Here is a 16907-nt window from a genome sequence, read left to right as displayed (position 1 = left end):
AGGTTGGCCCGCAAGAAACGCGGGTTGGCTAACAACTCGCAGGAGAGGCGGGTTAGCTAAATTGCCGCCAACGCGGGTTGGCTAACAACTTAACAACAGTGAGGGAATCATGAGTGGGACACAAACTACAGGGATGAAGAAGTCGCTCAGCCTGTGGAATTACTTCACCATGGGGTTTGGCGCGATCGTTGGTACCGGCTGGGTACTGCTCGTTGGGGACTGGATGATTATGGGTGGCGGCCCCATCTCCGCGATGCTGGCATTCGCCGCCGGCGCCCTGTTCTTACTACCCATCGGCGCGGTCTTTGGGGAACTCACCGCCGCCATCCCCATCTCCGGTGGGATCGTGGAATACGCCGAACGGACCTTCGGTAAAACCGCAGGGCACATGACCGGCTGGTTCCTCGCCCTGGGGAACGCCATCTTGTGCCCGTGGGAAGCCATCGCAATCAGCGCGCTCCTGTCGAGCATGTGGGCGGACCTACCGGGCTTAGAGTGGATCACCAGCATCAAACTCTACGAAATCGCGGGTTCACCCATCTACCTGATCCCCACTTTGGTTGCCGAAGCCGTATGCCTGCTAGTGATCTACCTGAACTTCCGCGGAGCCAGCGCCGCCGCGAAACTCGGCAGTTTCCTCGCCAAAGCCCTATTGGCTGGCATGCTGCTCGCCATGGTTACCTCACTGTTCATCGGATCCCCATCCAACTTACTGCCCACATTTGCGCGCGTGTCCGCACAAAACTCCGGGTCAGTTGCGGGTGTAACCACCACCGCCGGCACGTTCCTAACCGCGTTCCTGGCCGTCCTCGTAATCACCCCATTCTTCTACACCGGTTTCGACACGATCCCTCAAAGTGCAGAAGAAGCGGGCCCAAACTTGAACTGGAAAAAATTCGGCCGAATCATCGGGCTAGTCTTACTCGCATCCGGCCTGTTCTACGTGATCTGCATCTACGCGTTCGGAACCATATTCCCCTGGCAAGAATCCGTTGCCGACCCCGTCCCAGCCCTGTCATCAATCCTGAAAATCTCCATGTACCTATACATCCCCATGCTGGTGATTGGCACGATTGGCCCGATCGGCCCCATGAACGCGTTCTACGGGGCGACAGCGCGGATCCTGCTGGCGATGGGACGAAAGGGACACTTACCGCGCTCGTTCGCAAAAATCCATCCTAAAACCGGCACCCCGGTGGTGCCCAACATTATCCTGGCGGTAGCCACTGTTGTCGGACCGTTCCTAGGTGGGAACCTGCTGATCCCACTCACCAAAGTGGACGCCCTCGCCTTCGTAGTGGCCTGCACCGTAGCGGCCGCCGCCTGCCTCAAAATGCGGTTCACAGAACCCGACCTACCCCGACCCTACAAAGTACCCGGAGGCAAGATTGGAATCGGAACCGCTGTGCTAGCAGGCCTAATTCTAGTTGGTCTACAAGTAATCCCCGGTTCCCCCGCAGTACTGGACCCAGTCTCGTGGTGCATCGTAATCGTATGGTTAATCGCCGGCGTGGCACTACGCTGGGTGGCTTCGCGCAAATCAAGTAAACCAACGCTCGCGGCGTAGTGAAGTTACTTAGCGAGGTTAAGCGAGGTTAAGCGAGGTTAAACGGTATGCCAAAACGCTTGCGTAAGCTCTTTACGATCCGCCGTAGTAGTCTTCTTCAAAATGTTATGCACGTGCACTTTAACCGTGGATTCAGACAAAAACAGTTCGTTTGCGATTTCCCGGTTAGTGCGGCCCGCGAGGATATGGGTGAACACTTCCACCTCGCGTTCCGTCAAATTGCTTGAGGCCCCAAAAACTCTCACGGCCGACAGCAAGAACACTTCGTCGGGCCCCACCGACTTCTCCGGTGGTTCCTCAAAGTGAGCGTGCAGAATCCGCGCGCCACTACCCAAAATGAACACCATCCACGTGAGGTACAAAAGATTCTCCACAAAATTGCGCTCAGGTAAAAATGGGCGCTCATTAGCCACCCCACTGTGCCCGGGGAGAATTAAAATGAACACTACATTCCACACAATCGTACCCACCGCTAACAACGCTGTTAACACGTACAACAATCGGTGGCGTTTAAGCCTAAAGCGCTGCACCCTCCCAGATTCTCGGAAGTACCTCACCGCTAAAAAGACCAATAGGGCAATTAGCGCTAACCCACGCACAGTGAAGAAACAAAACTCCGCGTACTTCTGCTCCTCAATTAACAGTAAAGCAGCGGTCGAAAGAACCAGCACGGAAACTACGGGCACCACCGCCCAACGCAAATCCAGTTCAATAAAAGCCAAACAAACAAGCCACATACAGCCCGTTAATATAGCCGCAAGAATCATAGATTCCACCGGGCTTGTAATCGAATAGATAGTGCGGGGCTTATGACCCATCACGAACGAAGAACGCAGCACCAATGCCACGTCAAAGAAGTAAGTGAAAAAACAAAGGGCCGAGAATAGGTATGTTTTGCGCCGCGAAAGCAAGAATATTGAAACGCAAATAGCTGATGTCAAACCCGAGGTTAGTAGTACTACAAGAGTGTAGTAAAACAATGGAAATGACATCTCTCAACTTTCGGCTATATGAATGCGGACGCACTGGTATATTACCAAGATGCGTCCGCAATCAATATAGGTTTAGTTGAGTTACGAGTAGATCATAACCTGAGCTACCAAACAGACTCCACCGAATCCAAAGACAAATACCACCATTGGCCAAACGAACTTCAACCAGTGCTGATATTTCATATCTAACATCTGTAGTGTTGCCATCACCAAACCGGTTGGTGCCAAGAACAGCATTGCGTACTGGCCCCACTGGTAAGCACACACGATGATCCACCTTGGGATCCCAACCGCGTCCGCCAACGGCGCCATAATCGGCATGGACAACACCGCCAAACCAGATGAAGACGGAACCACGAAGCCGAGCAGGAAGAAGATCACCAGCATCATGATCGCGAACAGCGGACCACTCATCCCAGAGACCAACTGGGTTGCTCCGTGCAGCAGCGTGTCAGAAATCAAACCCTCGTTCATCAACAGGTTGATACCGCGGGCCAGACCAATAATCAGCGACACCCCAACCAGTGAAGAAGCGCCTTCAATGAACGCGTCGTTCAGCTGCTTCTCACTTAGCTTGTCTTCACCAAACACGGACAGGAACATCACGATCACAGCGATCGTTAGGAACGAAGCGGCCATGGTGGGGAACCACCATCCCTTAGCCATAACGCCCCAAACCATAATCGGGAACGCAGCCACGAACAGGCACAAGCTGAGTTTCTTCTGCCAGTTGAAGTTCTTCGCTTCACTGCCACCCATCGACCACTGCTTCTGGAACTTCTCGTGATCCTCATAGGTAAGGCTCGAAGTCGGATCTTTCTTAACCCGGTTGCAGTACCGCCAAAGGTAAGCGATTACCACCGCGCCACCAACGACGCAGCCAGCTGCCCTCCAGATAATCCCTTCCGTAAATGGAATGCCAGCAGCAGACGAAGCGATAACTACTGAGAACGGGTTAATGGTAGAGAACGTGGTGCCCATCGAACCGGCGAGGAAGATGGCGCCCACGCACACGATCGAGTCGTACCCCATCGCTAAGAATATGGGCACCAAGATCGGGTAGAACGCAACCGCCTCTTCTTCCAAACCACATAGGGAACCACCCACGACCATGAATAGCGAAACGAAGAATACCAAGAGGAACTCGTGTCCCTTAGTTTTACGCGTCAACGCTATCAGGCCGGATTCGAACGCTCCCGTGGCTCTCACCACCCCGATGAGTCCGCCCAGCACAAAGATGAACACCATGATGTCCACCGCTTCAATTGTGCCGCGCACCATCGCGTTCGGAATATCAGTGATACCAGCTGGGTTAGATTCTAACCGCTCATACGAGTTCGGAACCGAGATCGGTTTATCCAGCGCACCCGAGGTGAACTGTTTAATATCGATCTTTACACCCAGGTCATCCAAAGTTTCTTGCGTCGCTGGAAGATCTTTAGTATCACCCTTAGGTTCCAACACCTGTAGTTGAGAAGTGTCAGTGTTATAACTTAGTTTTGCGTACGCACCGGCAGGCACAACCCACGTGGCGATCGCAGCTGCGACCGTCAAGATGAACAGGATCGTAAACGCGGTGGGAACATTAAAACGCCAATGATGCTTCTTACCCCGGCGCTTAGTTTGCTTATCTTCGACTGTAGTGTTCTCACCGACAGTCGCACTGTGTTCACTCATCGCAGTTACCTAACTTTCTAGCCGACGATCGACGTGCCGGCGCGGTGGTTCAAACCATCCTTAGCTTTCGCCAAAGACGTGATGATCGCTTCTGCCCCCGGGTTGTTCTTAGCGAACTGAACACAAGCCTCTACCTTTGGCAGCATGGAACCTTTAGCGAACTGGCCGTCAGCCATGAAGCCCTCCATAGCCTCAACACTTTCCTTGCGTAGCTCACGCTGGTCAGGCTGGTTGAAGTTCACGTACACGCTGTCCACAGCCGTCAAAATCAGCAGGGTGTCCGCACCCAGCTCCGAAGCCAGCAGAGCGGCGGAACGGTCCTTATCGATAACCGCTGGTACACCGCGGAAACCATCGCCCTCAGCGACAACTGGAATGCCACCACCACCGGAGGCAACCACCACAGTATCGGTCTCTGCCAGAGTCTTAATGGTCGGCATCTGCACGATCGCCTTCGGCAGCGGAGAAGCAACTACCCAGCGCCACCCACGGCCTGAATCCTCCACGTAGGTGTTTCCCGTTTCTTCCATCAGCTTCTTCGCTTCGTCCTCAGTGAAGAAAGCGCCAACTGGTTTCGACGGAGCTTCGAACGCCGGGTCGTTCTCATCAACCTCAGTTTCCGTCACCAAAGACACGGCCTGGCCAGGAAGGTTACGACGCGTAATCTCCGCGTCGATTGCCTGCTGCAAATGGTATCCAATGTAGCCCTGGGACATTGCGCCGCACTCCGCAAACGGAATAACCGGGGTGCCAGCCCCCGCTTTAGCGGCCTCATCCGTAGCCACCTTAATCATGCCCACCTGAGGACCATTACCGTGAGTGACGATAACGTGCGCGCCCTCTTGAACAATGTCCACAATAGACGTGGCGGTCTGCTTGATTAGCTCCAGTTGCTCCTCAGGTGTTTTCCCGAGAGCATTTCCCCCCAAAGCAATAACAATTGTTTTACCCATTAAAAGACCTCAATATCTTTCTAAAAGTCGGCATAGAGCCCGTAGCTTAAGCGCCGAACCCCTGGCGTTACCCACCGCGTGCACCACCACTCGGGGCAACGCGCAAAGTGGAATCAGATTTGTAAAATTTGTGTGAAGGGGACTTGCCGGATCGTGTGCGGCAAGCCTCCTTGTGCGTCTAAAAGACGCTACCTAGCAGGCCAAAAACCCAACCGGTTTAAGTGCGCCGGCAACGGTTTTAGCCTTCAGGTTCGAATGCTTACCGCAGTGACGCCACCATTACAGCTTTGATGGTGTGCATACGGTTCTCGGCCTCGTCGAACGCAATGTTAGCGCTGGACTCGAACACATCCTCCGTTACCTCAATGCCGTTGGCCAGATCCGGGTACTGCTCCGCAATCTTCTCGCCAACCTTGGTTTCAGAGTTGTGGAACGAAGGCAGGCAGTGCAGGAACTTCACGTTCGGGTTCCCAACCTTCTTCAGCATCTCTTTGTTCACCTGGTACGGCATGAGCATGTCGATCCGCTCACCCCAGGACTCGATTGGCTCACCCATGGATACCCAAATGTCGGTGTACAGGAAGTCCACGTCTTTAACACCGGCTTCCACATCTTCGGTTACCGTGATGCGTGCGCCCGACTCTTCTGCGAACTTACCGCACATGTCCTGCAGTTCCTTGGTGGGCTGCAAAGACTTAGGCGCTACGATCCGCACGTCCATCCCCAGTTTTGCACCAATGAGGAGCAGGGAGTTCGACACGTTGTTGCGGCCATCGCCCACGAATGCGAACGAGATCTTGTTGATCGGCTTGTCGGTGTGCTCACGCATCGTCATGACGTCAGCGAGCATCTGCGTGGGGTGGAACTCGTCGGTCAGACCGTTCCATACCGGTACGCCCGCGTAGTCAGCGAGTTCCTGAACCAGTTCCTGCTTGAATCCGCGGTACTCGATGCCGTCGTACATGCGGCCCAGTACGCGAGCCGTGTCTTTCATGGATTCCTTGTGGCCAATCTGTGAACCCGTCGGATCCAGGTAGGTGACCTGCGCACCCTGGTCGTGTGCAGCAACCTCGAAGGAGCAACGCGTACGTGTCGAAGTCTTCTCGAAGATTAGGGCGATGTTCATGCCCTTCAGCAGCTGCTGTTCCACACCCGCGTACTTAGCGCGTTTGAGGTCCCGCGCCAGGTCGAGCAAGTACATGATCTCTTGCGGTGTGTGGTGTACCAACGACAGTAGGTTACGGTTCTTCAGGTTTACAGCCATGAAAAATTCCTTTCCTCGTCGACGCATCTTCGCATCTTCGCAGTGAGGACGATTCAGCGCCGAAATGTTTTTCTTGCGGCACAGCTCACATTTCCACACTGGGTCAGGAACCGAAACGTTTAAACCAGGTTGAATCGAGGATAGATCCGGGTTTAGATCACCCTAATCAGTATCTAGAATCCACTACACCCTAACTAAACCCGCAGTTTTAAAACCAAGCTGAGTTGTCAAAGAATACGTGAGGAAAGCGCGTGCACCCCCGATTACTTTGCCGTGCGCGCCTTCTAAACCACGCGTCCAAAACTAGGTTCGCGAATCCACTGCTGCGAAAAACTATTCTTGCGGATTCTCCAGGGCGGCTGGGTCAGTTTCCTCTTCCGCACCGTCGGTATCATCCACCGCCGTGTAAGCCAACTGGTTCAGGATCTGCGTGAACGAACTGTCTGCCTGCGCAGCTTGAGGGAAAAGCGACGTATCCGTCATTCCGGGCACCACGTTCGCGTCAATGAACCACGGCGCACCCTCATGGTCAACAATCAAATCAATGCGCGACAGGTGGCGCATCCCGAGCGCCTCATGCACCCGCACAGCCACGTCCTTAACCGAATCGGCTTCATCGTCACTCAAACGTGCGGGCACAAAAAACCGTGACCGCCCCGGGTTGTAACGCGCGTCGTAATCATAACGTCCATCATCAGCAACAATCTCCACCGGGGGAAGTGCGCGCGCAGTATCCGTCACATCCAACACAGAAACCGCGACCTCACGGCCCTCAACAAAATCCTCCACCATAACCGCATCCCCATACGAAAACGCATCCACCAACGCGGCCCGCAACTGGTCTTCGGAAGTGGCCAGCGAAATCCCCAGTGCTGAACCCCCATCTGCGGGCTTCACCATCACAGGGAAGCGGAACGAATCATCAATCGCTCGGATAATCCCCTCCGCACCCACCTGGCGGAACAAAGACTGCGACAAACTAACCGAAGCTGGCGTCAACACCCCATACTGCGACACCAACGCCTTCGCCGACGGCTTCGATGACGCCAACACACACGCATCCGGAGTGGAACCCACATACGGGTACCCAAGCAAGTACAACAAGTCCTGCAAAGACCCATCCTCACCCACCGAACCGTGAATCAGCGGCCACACCAGATCCGGGTCAAACTCCGACAACGTGGTAAACAGCTGCGCGTTTAAATCACACACCTTAACCGCGTGACCCTCCCGGCGCAGCAGCGTCGCCACCCGCCGTCCAGACCGCAAAGACACGTCCCGCTCATGTGTTAAACCACCAGCAACAATCAGAATCCGCAACGTCACACCCGTCTCCTAAACAGTAAAACCATCAACGCTGATCCGGTGCGGGCGCACTCACCGAATCATCCGACACGCGTGCCCGCACATTAGTCCCAAACATCTCAACCAACTCCTGCTCCGCCGAAATCACCCGCGACAGACGGCGCACCCCTTCACGAATCTCCTGCGGAGTCGGATAACAAAACGAAAGCCGCATATGGTCACCACCCCGACCATCCGCATAAAACGCCGTTCCCGACACGTACGCAACCAGACCAGTCACCGCACGCGGCAACATCGCCTTCGCATCCAACCCATCGGGCAGCGTCACCCACGTGTAAAAACCACCATCCGGCTTAGTCCACGAACACGACGGCAAATAATCCTCCAACGCCTTCATCATCGCCTGGCACCGCTCCTCATACATCCCGCGGTACACCTTCACCTGCGAATACCAATCGTAGTTAGACAAATAATCCTCAATCGCCATCTGCCCAACCATCGACGGAGAAAGAATCGCAGACTCCGACGCCAACACCAACTTATCGCGCACCGCATGCGGCGCCAACGCCCAGCCAATGCGGAAACCCGGGGCGAACATCTTCGAAAACGAACCCAAATACACCACGCCCTCAGGATTCAAAGACTGCAATGCCGGCAGTGGATCCGCCCCAAACCCCAGCAGGCCATACGGATTATCCTCCACAATCAACACGCGTTCCCGCCGGCAAATCTCCACCACCTGCGCGCGCCGCTCCTGCGACATCGTCACTCCCGCCGGGTTGTGGAAATTCGGGATCGTATACAAGAACTTAATTTTCCGCCCTGAGGCACGCACTTGCTTAATCGTCTGCTCCAACGCATCCGGGACTAAACCGTCATCATCCATCTCAATGTGGACAATATCGCCCTCATACGCCCGGAACGTGCCCAACGCCCCCACGTAAGACGGGGCTTCCGCCAACACCACGTCACCGCGCTCAAGGAACAGTTCCGAGACCAAATCTAACGCCTGCTGCGACCCCGTAGTCACCACCACGTCATCGGGATTCGCGGTAATCCCGTCGTACGTCATCACTTCCGTAATGCGTTCACGCAACGGTTCCCACCCCTGCCCAGAACCGTACTGCATCGCCTGCGTCCCATCACGGCGAATCAACTCCGCCGCCGACTGCGCCAAACGGTCTAACGGCAAATCCTTAATATTCGGCATGCCACCCGCCAAAGACACAACCTCGGGGCGCGACACGACCGCGAACAACGCGCGGATCTCAGACGAACGCAACCCGTGCGCTCGGGCGGCGTAAGCATCGAACCAGGGGTCAAGCCTCGTACCCTCATTCACACTCCGCGCATCGCGATCAGTCACGTTGTCCTCAATTCATAGAAGTAAACACACTAACCCTCCCCATTGTGCCACCCGTTACACAGAAGAGAAAAGAAAACGCGCATCCGTGGACAAAACCCACGCATGCGCGCTTTCAAAAACCGAAACCTAACCCGGCTGGAAGCTACCCCAACAGTGGATTACACCAGGCAGGGCTCAAGCTGGTACCTCAGGACAAGCTGGTACCTCAAAACGGGTTCAACCTGTTGCCCCGCCCCGGAATAAACTGCTATCCCAGCTCGGGGGCCCGCTGTTATCCCAGTAGCGGCTCAATCTCGGATTTCAACTGTGCTTTCGGCCGACCCCCAACGATCGTTTTCACAGCCTCCCCATCTTTGAACAGGATCATGGTGGGGATAGAAACAATCCCGAACTTCATCGCGGTATTCGGATTGTCATCCACGTTCAACTTCATGACCTTCAACTTACCGTCCAGATCCGCAGCTACCTCATCGATAATCGGTGCCATCTGCCGGCACGGGCCACACCACGGCGCCCAAAAATCAACCAGAACCGGGGTAGTGGAATCCACAACCTCCGCCTGGAACTGCGCATCTGTTACATCAAGAACCTCAGACATAAAAACTCCTTAACCCAAATAGTGTTGCGCATCCAACGCTGCCCGGCAACCCGTGCCCGCAGCAGTAACTGCCTGCCGATACGTGGAATCCACAACGTCACCACACGCAAACACGCCAGGAATCGGGGTGCGGGTAGATGGTTCATCCACCTTAATGTAACCGCCATCCAGCGGTAACTGCCCCTTCACCAAGTCCGTGCGAGGCTCGTGGCCAATCGCCACAAACAGGCCCGAAGCGGGAACGTCACGGCGCTCACCCGTGACCGTGTCCTCCAAGGTTACGGACTCCAGGGTCTGCGTCCCCTTCATGTCCACAACCACGGAATTCCACGCGAACTCAATCTTCGGGTCCGCCATCGCCCGATCTGCCATAACCTTCGAGGCACGCAACTCGTCGCGGCGGTGCACCACCAGCACTGATGAACCAAAACGGGACAAGAACGTCGCTTCCTCCATTGCGGAATCCCCACCGCCAACCACGACAATCGGTTTGTCGCGGAAGAAGAAGCCATCGCACGTCGCGCAGTAGCTGACGCCGCGGCCCGCAAACGTTTTCTCACCCTCCAAACCAAGCTCGCGGTAGGCGGAACCGGTGGCGATAATCACGGCGCGAGCCCGGTACGTATCCTCGTCCGTCTCCACCTCTTTAACCTCACCCTCTAGGCGCAGGGCGGTGGCATCTTCCATGCGGATGTCCGCGCCAAAACGTTCCGCTTGGCCGCGCATGTTCTCCATCAGTTCCGGCCCCAAGATGCCCTCTGGGAAACCGGGGAAGTTCTCCACATCCGTGGTGTTCATCAGCGCACCCCCGGCGGTAACCGCGCCCGCCAACACCAACGGCGCTAAGCCTGCGCGCGCTGCGTAGACCGCGGCCGTGTACCCGGCTGGGCCTGAACCTACGATGATCAAATCGTGTACGTTCTGTTCAGTCATAAAACTCCACTGGTCAATCACAAAGAGTTACAGCACTTATCGTTACAGTACTCATCCAACAACTAACACAACTCTACAGGCACCCACTTTATTCCCGCGCCCCAAGTCGGATGTGCTCCCAGCGAAACACAGGGCCGCGCCCCCGAAATCCGCGCCCTCAAGCTGGAACGGGCGCCCTGTGAACCGCCCGAACTTCGAAACCGCAGATGTGCGCCTAGAAGGGCATGCACTCCGAGAAAGCATTCCGCAGACTATTTGACGCGCAGTTCGTTTATTTTCACGCGGTAATGCGACTCGTCATCCACGGGCAGGGACACGAAGTCGAGTGTCACCACTTTCCCTTTCGTCACCTCAGAAGGCTTCAAGGTGGTCGTCCCCTTCATCGCTGCGGACGTCAACACTTTCGTTTCGAACGGCTTGGACCCATCGCCTACCCGCAGGTCCACTTGCCCGCCTTCAATCGGCCCGTCAAACGAAACTTCCTTCACGTCCGCATCTGCTTTCAGGTGCACGATCAGGCGGATAGTATTCTCCGGGGGCAGGTCCGGGTTCATAAAGTACCGGCTTTGCCACCCCGTATCTGGGTTCCCGTCAAACATTTGTGCGGCCTGCTCCGGGTGGTCCCCACCGTCATTTTGGAACGAAACCACTTCTATAGACTCCACTTGCGGCGCACTAGTTTGCGGTTTATTCGCTTGAGGCTCCTTCTTCTCCTGAGGTTCTTGCGTCTCTTTCTGCGGTGCTGCCGCCGCGGGTTTAGGTGAATCTGATTTTGTAAGAACACTCGGTAGAGAAGTGTTGAACAACGTCAGTGTGGCAATCAGCGCAGCCACCACGGTGAGGGAGGCAAACAGGATAATCGTTGGCCGCGTCGGGTCCACGCTCGCCCCCTCGTTGAACTCATCGAACGAGGTGCGCACGCTATGCAAAGAATGCGACAACGCCCGCGTCCCAGACGGTAAAGACAGGACGCGCCCGCGACCCCGCTTCAAGGTCTGCAACCACGGTTGCCCCTCTTTTTCCGCTGCATCCGCAGTATCAGCGCCAGGTTCCCCATCGATAGAGCCAGCCGACTCCCCCTCACCTTCCTCATTGGCTCCACTTGTGGGCGTCACCTGGGGAATCCCCGTGGTCCGCAGCTGCGTTTCTTCTGCGTAGTCAGCGTCCGCATCCACCGGTGCCTCAGGTTCAGTTTCAGACTCCTCCGACACGGGTAGGGCCCGCCACTTCGGCAACTGCGACAATGTCCCTTCACCATCGAATGGCTGAGCGTTAACCACCTCATCCACAAACGCCTTCGTTGTGTCTTCCGGTTCCGCTGCACTTTCACCCGGTTCCGCCGTTTTAGACACCTGAGGGGCGGGCGCACCTTTCGGTTCTTCTGCCGACGTGGGGGTCTTATCCGACGTGGGGGTCTTATCCGACGCCCGCACCTGATCTAGCACGTCACCACGCGAATGCCGAGGCTCATGCTGATCGACCTGCGGGTCAACCAACAGGTCCTCAAAATCTGGTAAAGACGCGCGCTCCCCAAGATTACGCCGCGCCTGCTTACCCAACCGCTCTCGCAACTTCTTCTGCAACGCTTGGGTAGACATCGACTGGTTAATCCGCTTCAGCGCCCCGGTAACAGCTTGGGTGAACGAACCGGTGGACTCATCCGGGGTGTCCGGCTTCGGCGTAGACTGATCTTCACGCTCAGCATCAGACATGCGCAACCCCCTCAAAAAACACGGTAAAAACCAACCAAATATTCACACTCAGCTTAACGCAACGCGTATCCCACCGGCGCATACGCACCGTTTAACCACACACACGCGGTGCAAATCACTACACGAACCGGCGCAGTGGCGGAATCCGGCGCGACAGCACCTCCAGCGCCCGCTGCGAATTCGCCCTATCGAATGCAATCAAGAAACCGAAGAAAACACCCGTCACAATCACGCCGGTAAGCACGCCCCGCCACAGGGCACCCAGCAGACACACCAGGGCCGAACCCGTCGCAAACGGGCCCACCACGTGCAAAAACGCGGCCCCCACCAAAGCGGCGGAAATAGCAAAAAACCCGTAGCGCAGCGCGTCGTTAATAACCCGCAGCGGATCCGCGTCCGGCAGCTTGCGTTTCACGTAGAACGCGGCAATCACCCCCTGCGCAATCCGCGACAGCGAATCCGCAACCGAAGCCCCGAGCAGCCAGAAAGTCGGGTGGATAAACGCCTTCAACGTCCACGCCAACGCAATCCCACACAGCGTAGGCACCAGCACCGTGAAGAACACCGGGCGCCCGTCCTCAAGCGAATAAAACACGCGTTGCGAAAACAAAATCACCGCGGCCCCCGCCAAACCCGGCAGCAAAGCAATCAACACATCCACGAAACCCGACAGGATCTCAACCGAATTGTTAGGCCCCAACGCCTGAAAAACCGGGGCTGCTGCCGCCCCCACGCACGCCGCTAACCACAGCGTCAACATAGACGTGATACGAACCCCAAAATGGTACTGCTGCGCCATCATCAAATGATCCTGATCCGCCGCAGACGCCGCCAGGCGCGTGAACAGTGCCGTCGCAATCGAAACCGAAATAATCGACTGCGGCAACATGTACACCATAAACGTGTACGACATTGCGGCGTTAGCGGGCGCAAAAGTGTCGTGCGCAACCCCCCAACTGTTCGCCGCCGCCGCAATATTCGAAGTCGACAAGTACCCCAACTGACCCACCGTCAACGTGGCGAACACCCACGCCGTCAACTTGGACGCCGAACGCAAGTTCGCGCCTCGGAAATGAAAATCAAGCCGCAACCGCACGCCCGCGGAACGTAAAAACGGCATCAGCATAACCGCCTGCACCACTACCCCCAGCGTGGTGGGGGCTGCTAACAGGGCGGTGCGACCCCAATCCCACGTGGCGGCGTCCAACAGGTCCCCACCGGTTCCATACACCATCATGAAAACCAGCAGACCCACAATGGCGACCACGTTATTAACCACCGGTGTCCACATGTACGGGCCGAACACGCCGCGCGCGTTCAACGTCTCTCCCAACAGGGAATACAGGCCGTAGAAGAAGATCTGTGGCAAGCACCAGACCGCAAAAATAATCGCCAAATGCTTCCACTGCGGATCCATCTGCGCCGCAGAAATCTCCACCAGCACACCCGCCCCGATCACCATCAGCGTGGTGAGCCCCAGCAGAATCAACCCCGCTAACGTGAGCAACCGGTTCACGTACGCGGACCCACCGCGGGTTTTGAACGCCCTCACAATTTGAGGCACCAAAATCGCGTCCAAAAGCCCCGCAGCCAGCATGTTGAACACGGTGTTAGGTAGGGTATTCGCCACTTGGAACGCATCGTTAGCACCCGTGCCCCCAACCGCGACCAGCAGCAGACCCCAGCGGACGAACCCGAGTAGGCGCGACACGATTGTGCCCGCCGCCATAATCGCCGTGGAACGAGCAATAGACGTCTGCTTCGGATCCCCCACCAGCTCTTCGTTATCTGGGGTCATTAAACCTCCTTGGAGGTAGAGGCACGTCTACCACCTCGAATACTACGCACAACACCTATCACTAAAAGCACTGCCAGCGCAGCACCGATAGCGAATGTTCCTTTTGACTCCCACCCGGCACGCACCCGCACCACGATCTCACGCGGTGGGTGTAACGCTTTACCCTGCGGATTCGTTAAGGATACGCGAACTTTTACGTTACCGGAACCAATGCCTTCGGTGGGAATCCGCACCAGTTTTGCGGTCCGGCCTGCCACCTGTGTTTTCTGCGCACCCCCGAGACGCAAACGCGGGTCCAACGTGGTGGCAGTGACGGTTACGTTCGCGGTGTCCGCCAGTTTGTTACTCACCGTTATTGGCAGGCTCGTTTTGGAGTCCAGCAGGTTAATGGGCGCGGACCGGGCGACCACCAGCGCTGTTGAGATTGCCTGAGCCCGCTTCTTCAGGTCCGTTAGAATCTGCTCTCTTTGCTTCGCCGTTTTGACACTGCGGGCCACCAGTAGGGCATCTTGACGCAGCTGCGCCGGTTGCGTATCCGTGTCCGCCACCGCGCCCGCAACCGCGTTCGTGCTGGCGAGCGCCGACATGGTTGCTTCCGCTTGGCTCGCGTTAATCCCACTGGTGGGGCGGTGTTCCACCAGCGTTTCCCGCACTCGCGCTTGCGTTATGTCCGCGTTCATAAGCGCGTTTAGGGGGGTGGGTTTCACCCACGAATTATTCATGAGGGCCCGCAGCCGCTCCACGGTATTGCCGGTGAGCTCCGTGGGCGCTGCCACCGCGATCGACCGGGGTTCGTGCGGCAGTTCGCGGGTGATGATCGCGGTGCTGGCGCGCAACAGTTGACGCACGTTGAACTCTTCCGCAGGGGTTTTCGCCGGCTGGGCAAGTAGATTGTCAATACTTTGCTTGGTGGCAATGATGCGCGTGCCCGCGTTCGCCGCATCCCCCTGCAGTGTGACGCCCGAGCGGGGGTCAACACTGAACACGGCACTGGGCGTGTAACTGGGGTAGTAAACCGGTGCGAGCGCCTCGTCAGACGTGATTATCACCCGGTCTGCCCACGCGCGCACAGTAATGCGATCCAAAGCGGTACCCCGCGCCCACACGACGTTATCAACGGTCGGTAACTGCGCCTCATCAGCAGCTTTATGCACCCCGGTGGACGTTTTCGCCAACTTAATGAACGCCTTGTTTTTGGTATGCGCCAAATCCGCAAGGTTCGCCCCGAGCGCCGGTAGCGTCACCGGGGTTTGTCGCGCTGAAACCAAGTCTTGCACCAGCTGCTTATCCGTATTTAGTAACTGCGACTCCGCCGCAACCGCCACCCCCGGGACCGTGGTCAGCCGCGGCACCAGGGTACCGGCCGGGAACTGCGGCTTGAGGTCCTTATCCAACTGCGTCCCAACCGGCACCAGCGCCGTCACCCCAACTGGCTGCAGGTCCATTTGCGAATCCCAAATAATCACCGACCGCGCCGCCGCCTGCACCGCCTCACCCTCGCTGGAACTTGCCTGCGTACCCGCATCCGCATCTGTATCTTGCGCGGATTTCTCCTGCGTGGCCTGCACGGACACCTCCACCCCGCGCGGCCCCCAGTTGAACGCATCATATATAGGGAGCGAATGCGTCGGCACCTTGAACGTCACCGTCCGCGCCTGCCCCGCCTGCAAGCTAGACAGTTCCTCTTGCCCAACCGCTAAACCACCGCCCCCTTTTCCGCGTAAATAATCCGTCAGCTCCGCCATGGTAGCTGCGGAATCCTCCCGCACACTCAAGGTCGCTAACGCGCGTTCAAAACCTTTTGAATGCGCCGTCACAGTCGCCGTCACCGTAACTTCCGTCTGGTCCGTTAACACCTGAGGGGATATCGACTCAACCGTAACCTCCAACGACGGTGCTTTCGCAGGTTCTGTTTTTACCCCCGCCTGGCGATCCGCACCTGCTGATTTCGCTTGGGCCCGCGCAGCCTGAGGTCGGTCAGTTAACGCACGAGGGACGCTGGTTATCGGTTGAAGCTCGGCATGCGACACCTCGGGCGCACTCGTCGAAACGCGCGTGGTGGCGCTCGCGGGCTGGGCTGCTAACCCGGCCCACAACAGGGTAAACAGGGCGGTCAGTACCCAGCAGGCCACCAAAACCGGAAAAACCGCATGCCCGCGGCTGCGCCGCCTCACAGGCGCACCACCTCAGGGGGGTAAAGTAAGTCGATCGCCAACGCAACGATACGACGCTCATTCGGGTACACCAGCCGGGTAGAAACGCGGTCTAAACGAACCCACGCGGCATCCTCCGCCTCATGATCCGGATCGTTCTCAACCGTTATCGAACCCGATTCGTACTCCAATAAATAATGGTGCACCACCTTGTGAATCCGCTTGTCAAAAGAAGAAAACCAGTAGTCAATAGACGCCAGCGGCGCCACTACCCGGCCCGTGATCCCAGTTTCCTCGGCGATCTCCCGCACTGCAGCCACCGGGGCGGACTCACCCGGTTCCAAATGCCCCTTAGGTAAACACCACTCAATCTTGCCCGCCCGGTTGCGCCGCGCAATCACCGCCACGTACGGGTGACCCTTCTCAATGCGCACTACCAACCCGCCCGCACTGGTTTCATCCACCACCAGCGTTGGGGTTTTACGAGCCCGAAAACGCCGCTTCCGCGGAGGGCGCGGTACCCCCAGCGGGTGGCGACGATTACGTGAAGACATACCCCTACTCTATTAGGCGAGCGCAAAAAAGTGTC

At 56.9% G+C, this 16907-nt stretch carries 13 protein-coding genes; 1 reads left to right on the top strand and 12 read right to left on the bottom strand.

The window, feature by feature from the left end:
- Positions 1–109 precede the first annotated feature (109 nt).
- Positions 110–1567, top strand: coding sequence for an APC family permease (locus QS713_RS01665; RefSeq protein WP_313271930.1), 1458 nt, complete (start codon positions 110–112; stop codon positions 1565–1567).
- 38 nt (positions 1568–1605) lie between these two features.
- Here the strand turns inward: QS713_RS01665 and QS713_RS01660 are convergent, their stop codons facing one another.
- From QS713_RS01660 to QS713_RS01605, 12 genes are all read right to left on the bottom strand, one after another.
- Positions 1606–2304: a helix-turn-helix transcriptional regulator gene (locus tag QS713_RS01660; protein WP_313271928.1), complete on the bottom strand. Its 699-nt coding sequence runs from the start codon at positions 2302–2304 to the stop codon at positions 1606–1608.
- A 336-nt stretch (positions 2305–2640) separates the two neighbouring features.
- Positions 2641–4236, bottom strand: a complete 1596-nt coding sequence (locus tag QS713_RS01655) for a YfcC family protein (RefSeq protein ID WP_313271927.1) — start codon at positions 4234–4236, stop codon at positions 2641–2643.
- 17 nt (positions 4237–4253) lie between these two features.
- Positions 4254–5189, bottom strand: coding sequence for a carbamate kinase (gene arcC, locus QS713_RS01650; RefSeq protein ID WP_102216985.1), 936 nt, complete (start codon positions 5187–5189; stop codon positions 4254–4256).
- Between the two features lie 259 nt (positions 5190–5448).
- Entirely contained in the window at positions 5449–6453 is a 1005-nt protein-coding gene (locus tag QS713_RS01645) for an ornithine carbamoyltransferase (RefSeq protein WP_313271924.1), read from the bottom strand.
- Positions 6454–6786: 333 nt separating this feature from the next.
- Positions 6787–7779 carry a D-alanine--D-alanine ligase family protein gene (locus tag QS713_RS01640; protein ID WP_313271923.1) on the bottom strand — a complete coding sequence of 331 codons (993 nt, stop codon included), beginning with the start codon at positions 7777–7779 and terminating at the stop codon, positions 6787–6789.
- Positions 7780–7804: 25 nt separating this feature from the next.
- Positions 7805–9124 (bottom strand): aminotransferase-like domain-containing protein, encoded by a 1320-nt coding sequence (locus QS713_RS01635; protein ID WP_313271921.1) that lies wholly within the window; start codon positions 9122–9124, stop codon positions 7805–7807.
- A gap of 271 nt (positions 9125–9395) precedes the next feature.
- Positions 9396–9722 (bottom strand): thioredoxin, encoded by a 327-nt coding sequence (gene trxA / locus QS713_RS01630; protein ID WP_313271920.1) that lies wholly within the window; start codon positions 9720–9722, stop codon positions 9396–9398.
- A gap of 9 nt (positions 9723–9731) precedes the next feature.
- Positions 9732–10655, bottom strand: coding sequence for a thioredoxin-disulfide reductase (gene trxB / locus QS713_RS01625; protein WP_313271918.1), 924 nt, complete (start codon positions 10653–10655; stop codon positions 9732–9734).
- A 251-nt stretch (positions 10656–10906) separates the two neighbouring features.
- Complete coding sequence (locus tag QS713_RS01620) at positions 10907–12367, bottom strand: ICP22 family protein (protein WP_313271916.1); 1461 nt, start codon at positions 12365–12367, stop codon at positions 10907–10909.
- A 118-nt stretch (positions 12368–12485) separates the two neighbouring features.
- Positions 12486–14165, bottom strand: coding sequence for a murein biosynthesis integral membrane protein MurJ (gene murJ, locus QS713_RS01615; RefSeq protein WP_313271914.1), 1680 nt, complete (start codon positions 14163–14165; stop codon positions 12486–12488).
- Entirely contained in the window at positions 14165–16339 is a 2175-nt protein-coding gene (locus QS713_RS01610) for a DUF6049 family protein (RefSeq protein ID WP_313271913.1), read from the bottom strand. The genes murJ and QS713_RS01610 overlap by 1 nt, the downstream gene beginning before the upstream one ends.
- Positions 16336–16872: an NUDIX hydrolase gene (locus QS713_RS01605; protein WP_313271911.1), complete on the bottom strand. Its 537-nt coding sequence runs from the start codon at positions 16870–16872 to the stop codon at positions 16336–16338. The genes QS713_RS01610 and QS713_RS01605 overlap by 4 nt, the downstream gene beginning before the upstream one ends.
- Positions 16873–16907: the final 35 nt, after the last annotated feature.

The organism is Gleimia hominis (genome assembly GCF_032085515.1).
In the GTDB taxonomy this organism is placed as follows: Bacteria; Actinomycetota; Actinomycetes; order Actinomycetales; family Actinomycetaceae; genus Gleimia; species Gleimia hominis.
Note: the sequence above shows the minus strand (reverse complement) of the source record. Positions and strands in the feature narration are given on the sequence as shown.

What these genes read in the sequence shown, in the direction of transcription:
- QS713_RS01665 (WP_313271930.1), top strand. Translation starts at nt 110, where the DNA reads ATGAGTGGGACACAAACTACAGGGATGAAGAAGTCGCTCAGCCTGTGG.
- QS713_RS01660 (WP_313271928.1), bottom strand. Translation starts at nt 2,304, where the DNA reads ATGTGGCTTGTTTGTTTGGCTTTTATTGAACTGGATTTGCGTTGGGCG.
- QS713_RS01655 (WP_313271927.1), bottom strand. Translation starts at nt 4,236, where the DNA reads ATGAGTGAACACAGTGCGACTGTCGGTGAGAACACTACAGTCGAAGAT.
- arcC (WP_102216985.1), bottom strand. Translation starts at nt 5,189, where the DNA reads ATGGGTAAAACAATTGTTATTGCTTTGGGGGGAAATGCTCTCGGGAAA.
- QS713_RS01645 (WP_313271924.1), bottom strand. Translation starts at nt 6,453, where the DNA reads ATGGCTGTAAACCTGAAGAACCGTAACCTACTGTCGTTGGTACACCAC.
- trxA (WP_313271920.1), bottom strand. Translation starts at nt 9,722, where the DNA reads ATGTCTGAGGTTCTTGATGTAACAGATGCGCAGTTCCAGGCGGAGGTT.
- trxB (WP_313271918.1), bottom strand. Translation starts at nt 10,655, where the DNA reads ATGACTGAACAGAACGTACACGATTTGATCATCGTAGGTTCAGGCCCA.
- QS713_RS01620 (WP_313271916.1), bottom strand. Translation starts at nt 12,367, where the DNA reads ATGTCTGATGCTGAGCGTGAAGATCAGTCTACGCCGAAGCCGGACACC.
- murJ (WP_313271914.1), bottom strand. Translation starts at nt 14,165, where the DNA reads ATGACCCCAGATAACGAAGAGCTGGTGGGGGATCCGAAGCAGACGTCT.
- QS713_RS01605 (WP_313271911.1), bottom strand. Translation starts at nt 16,872, where the DNA reads ATGTCTTCACGTAATCGTCGCCACCCGCTGGGGGTACCGCGCCCTCCG.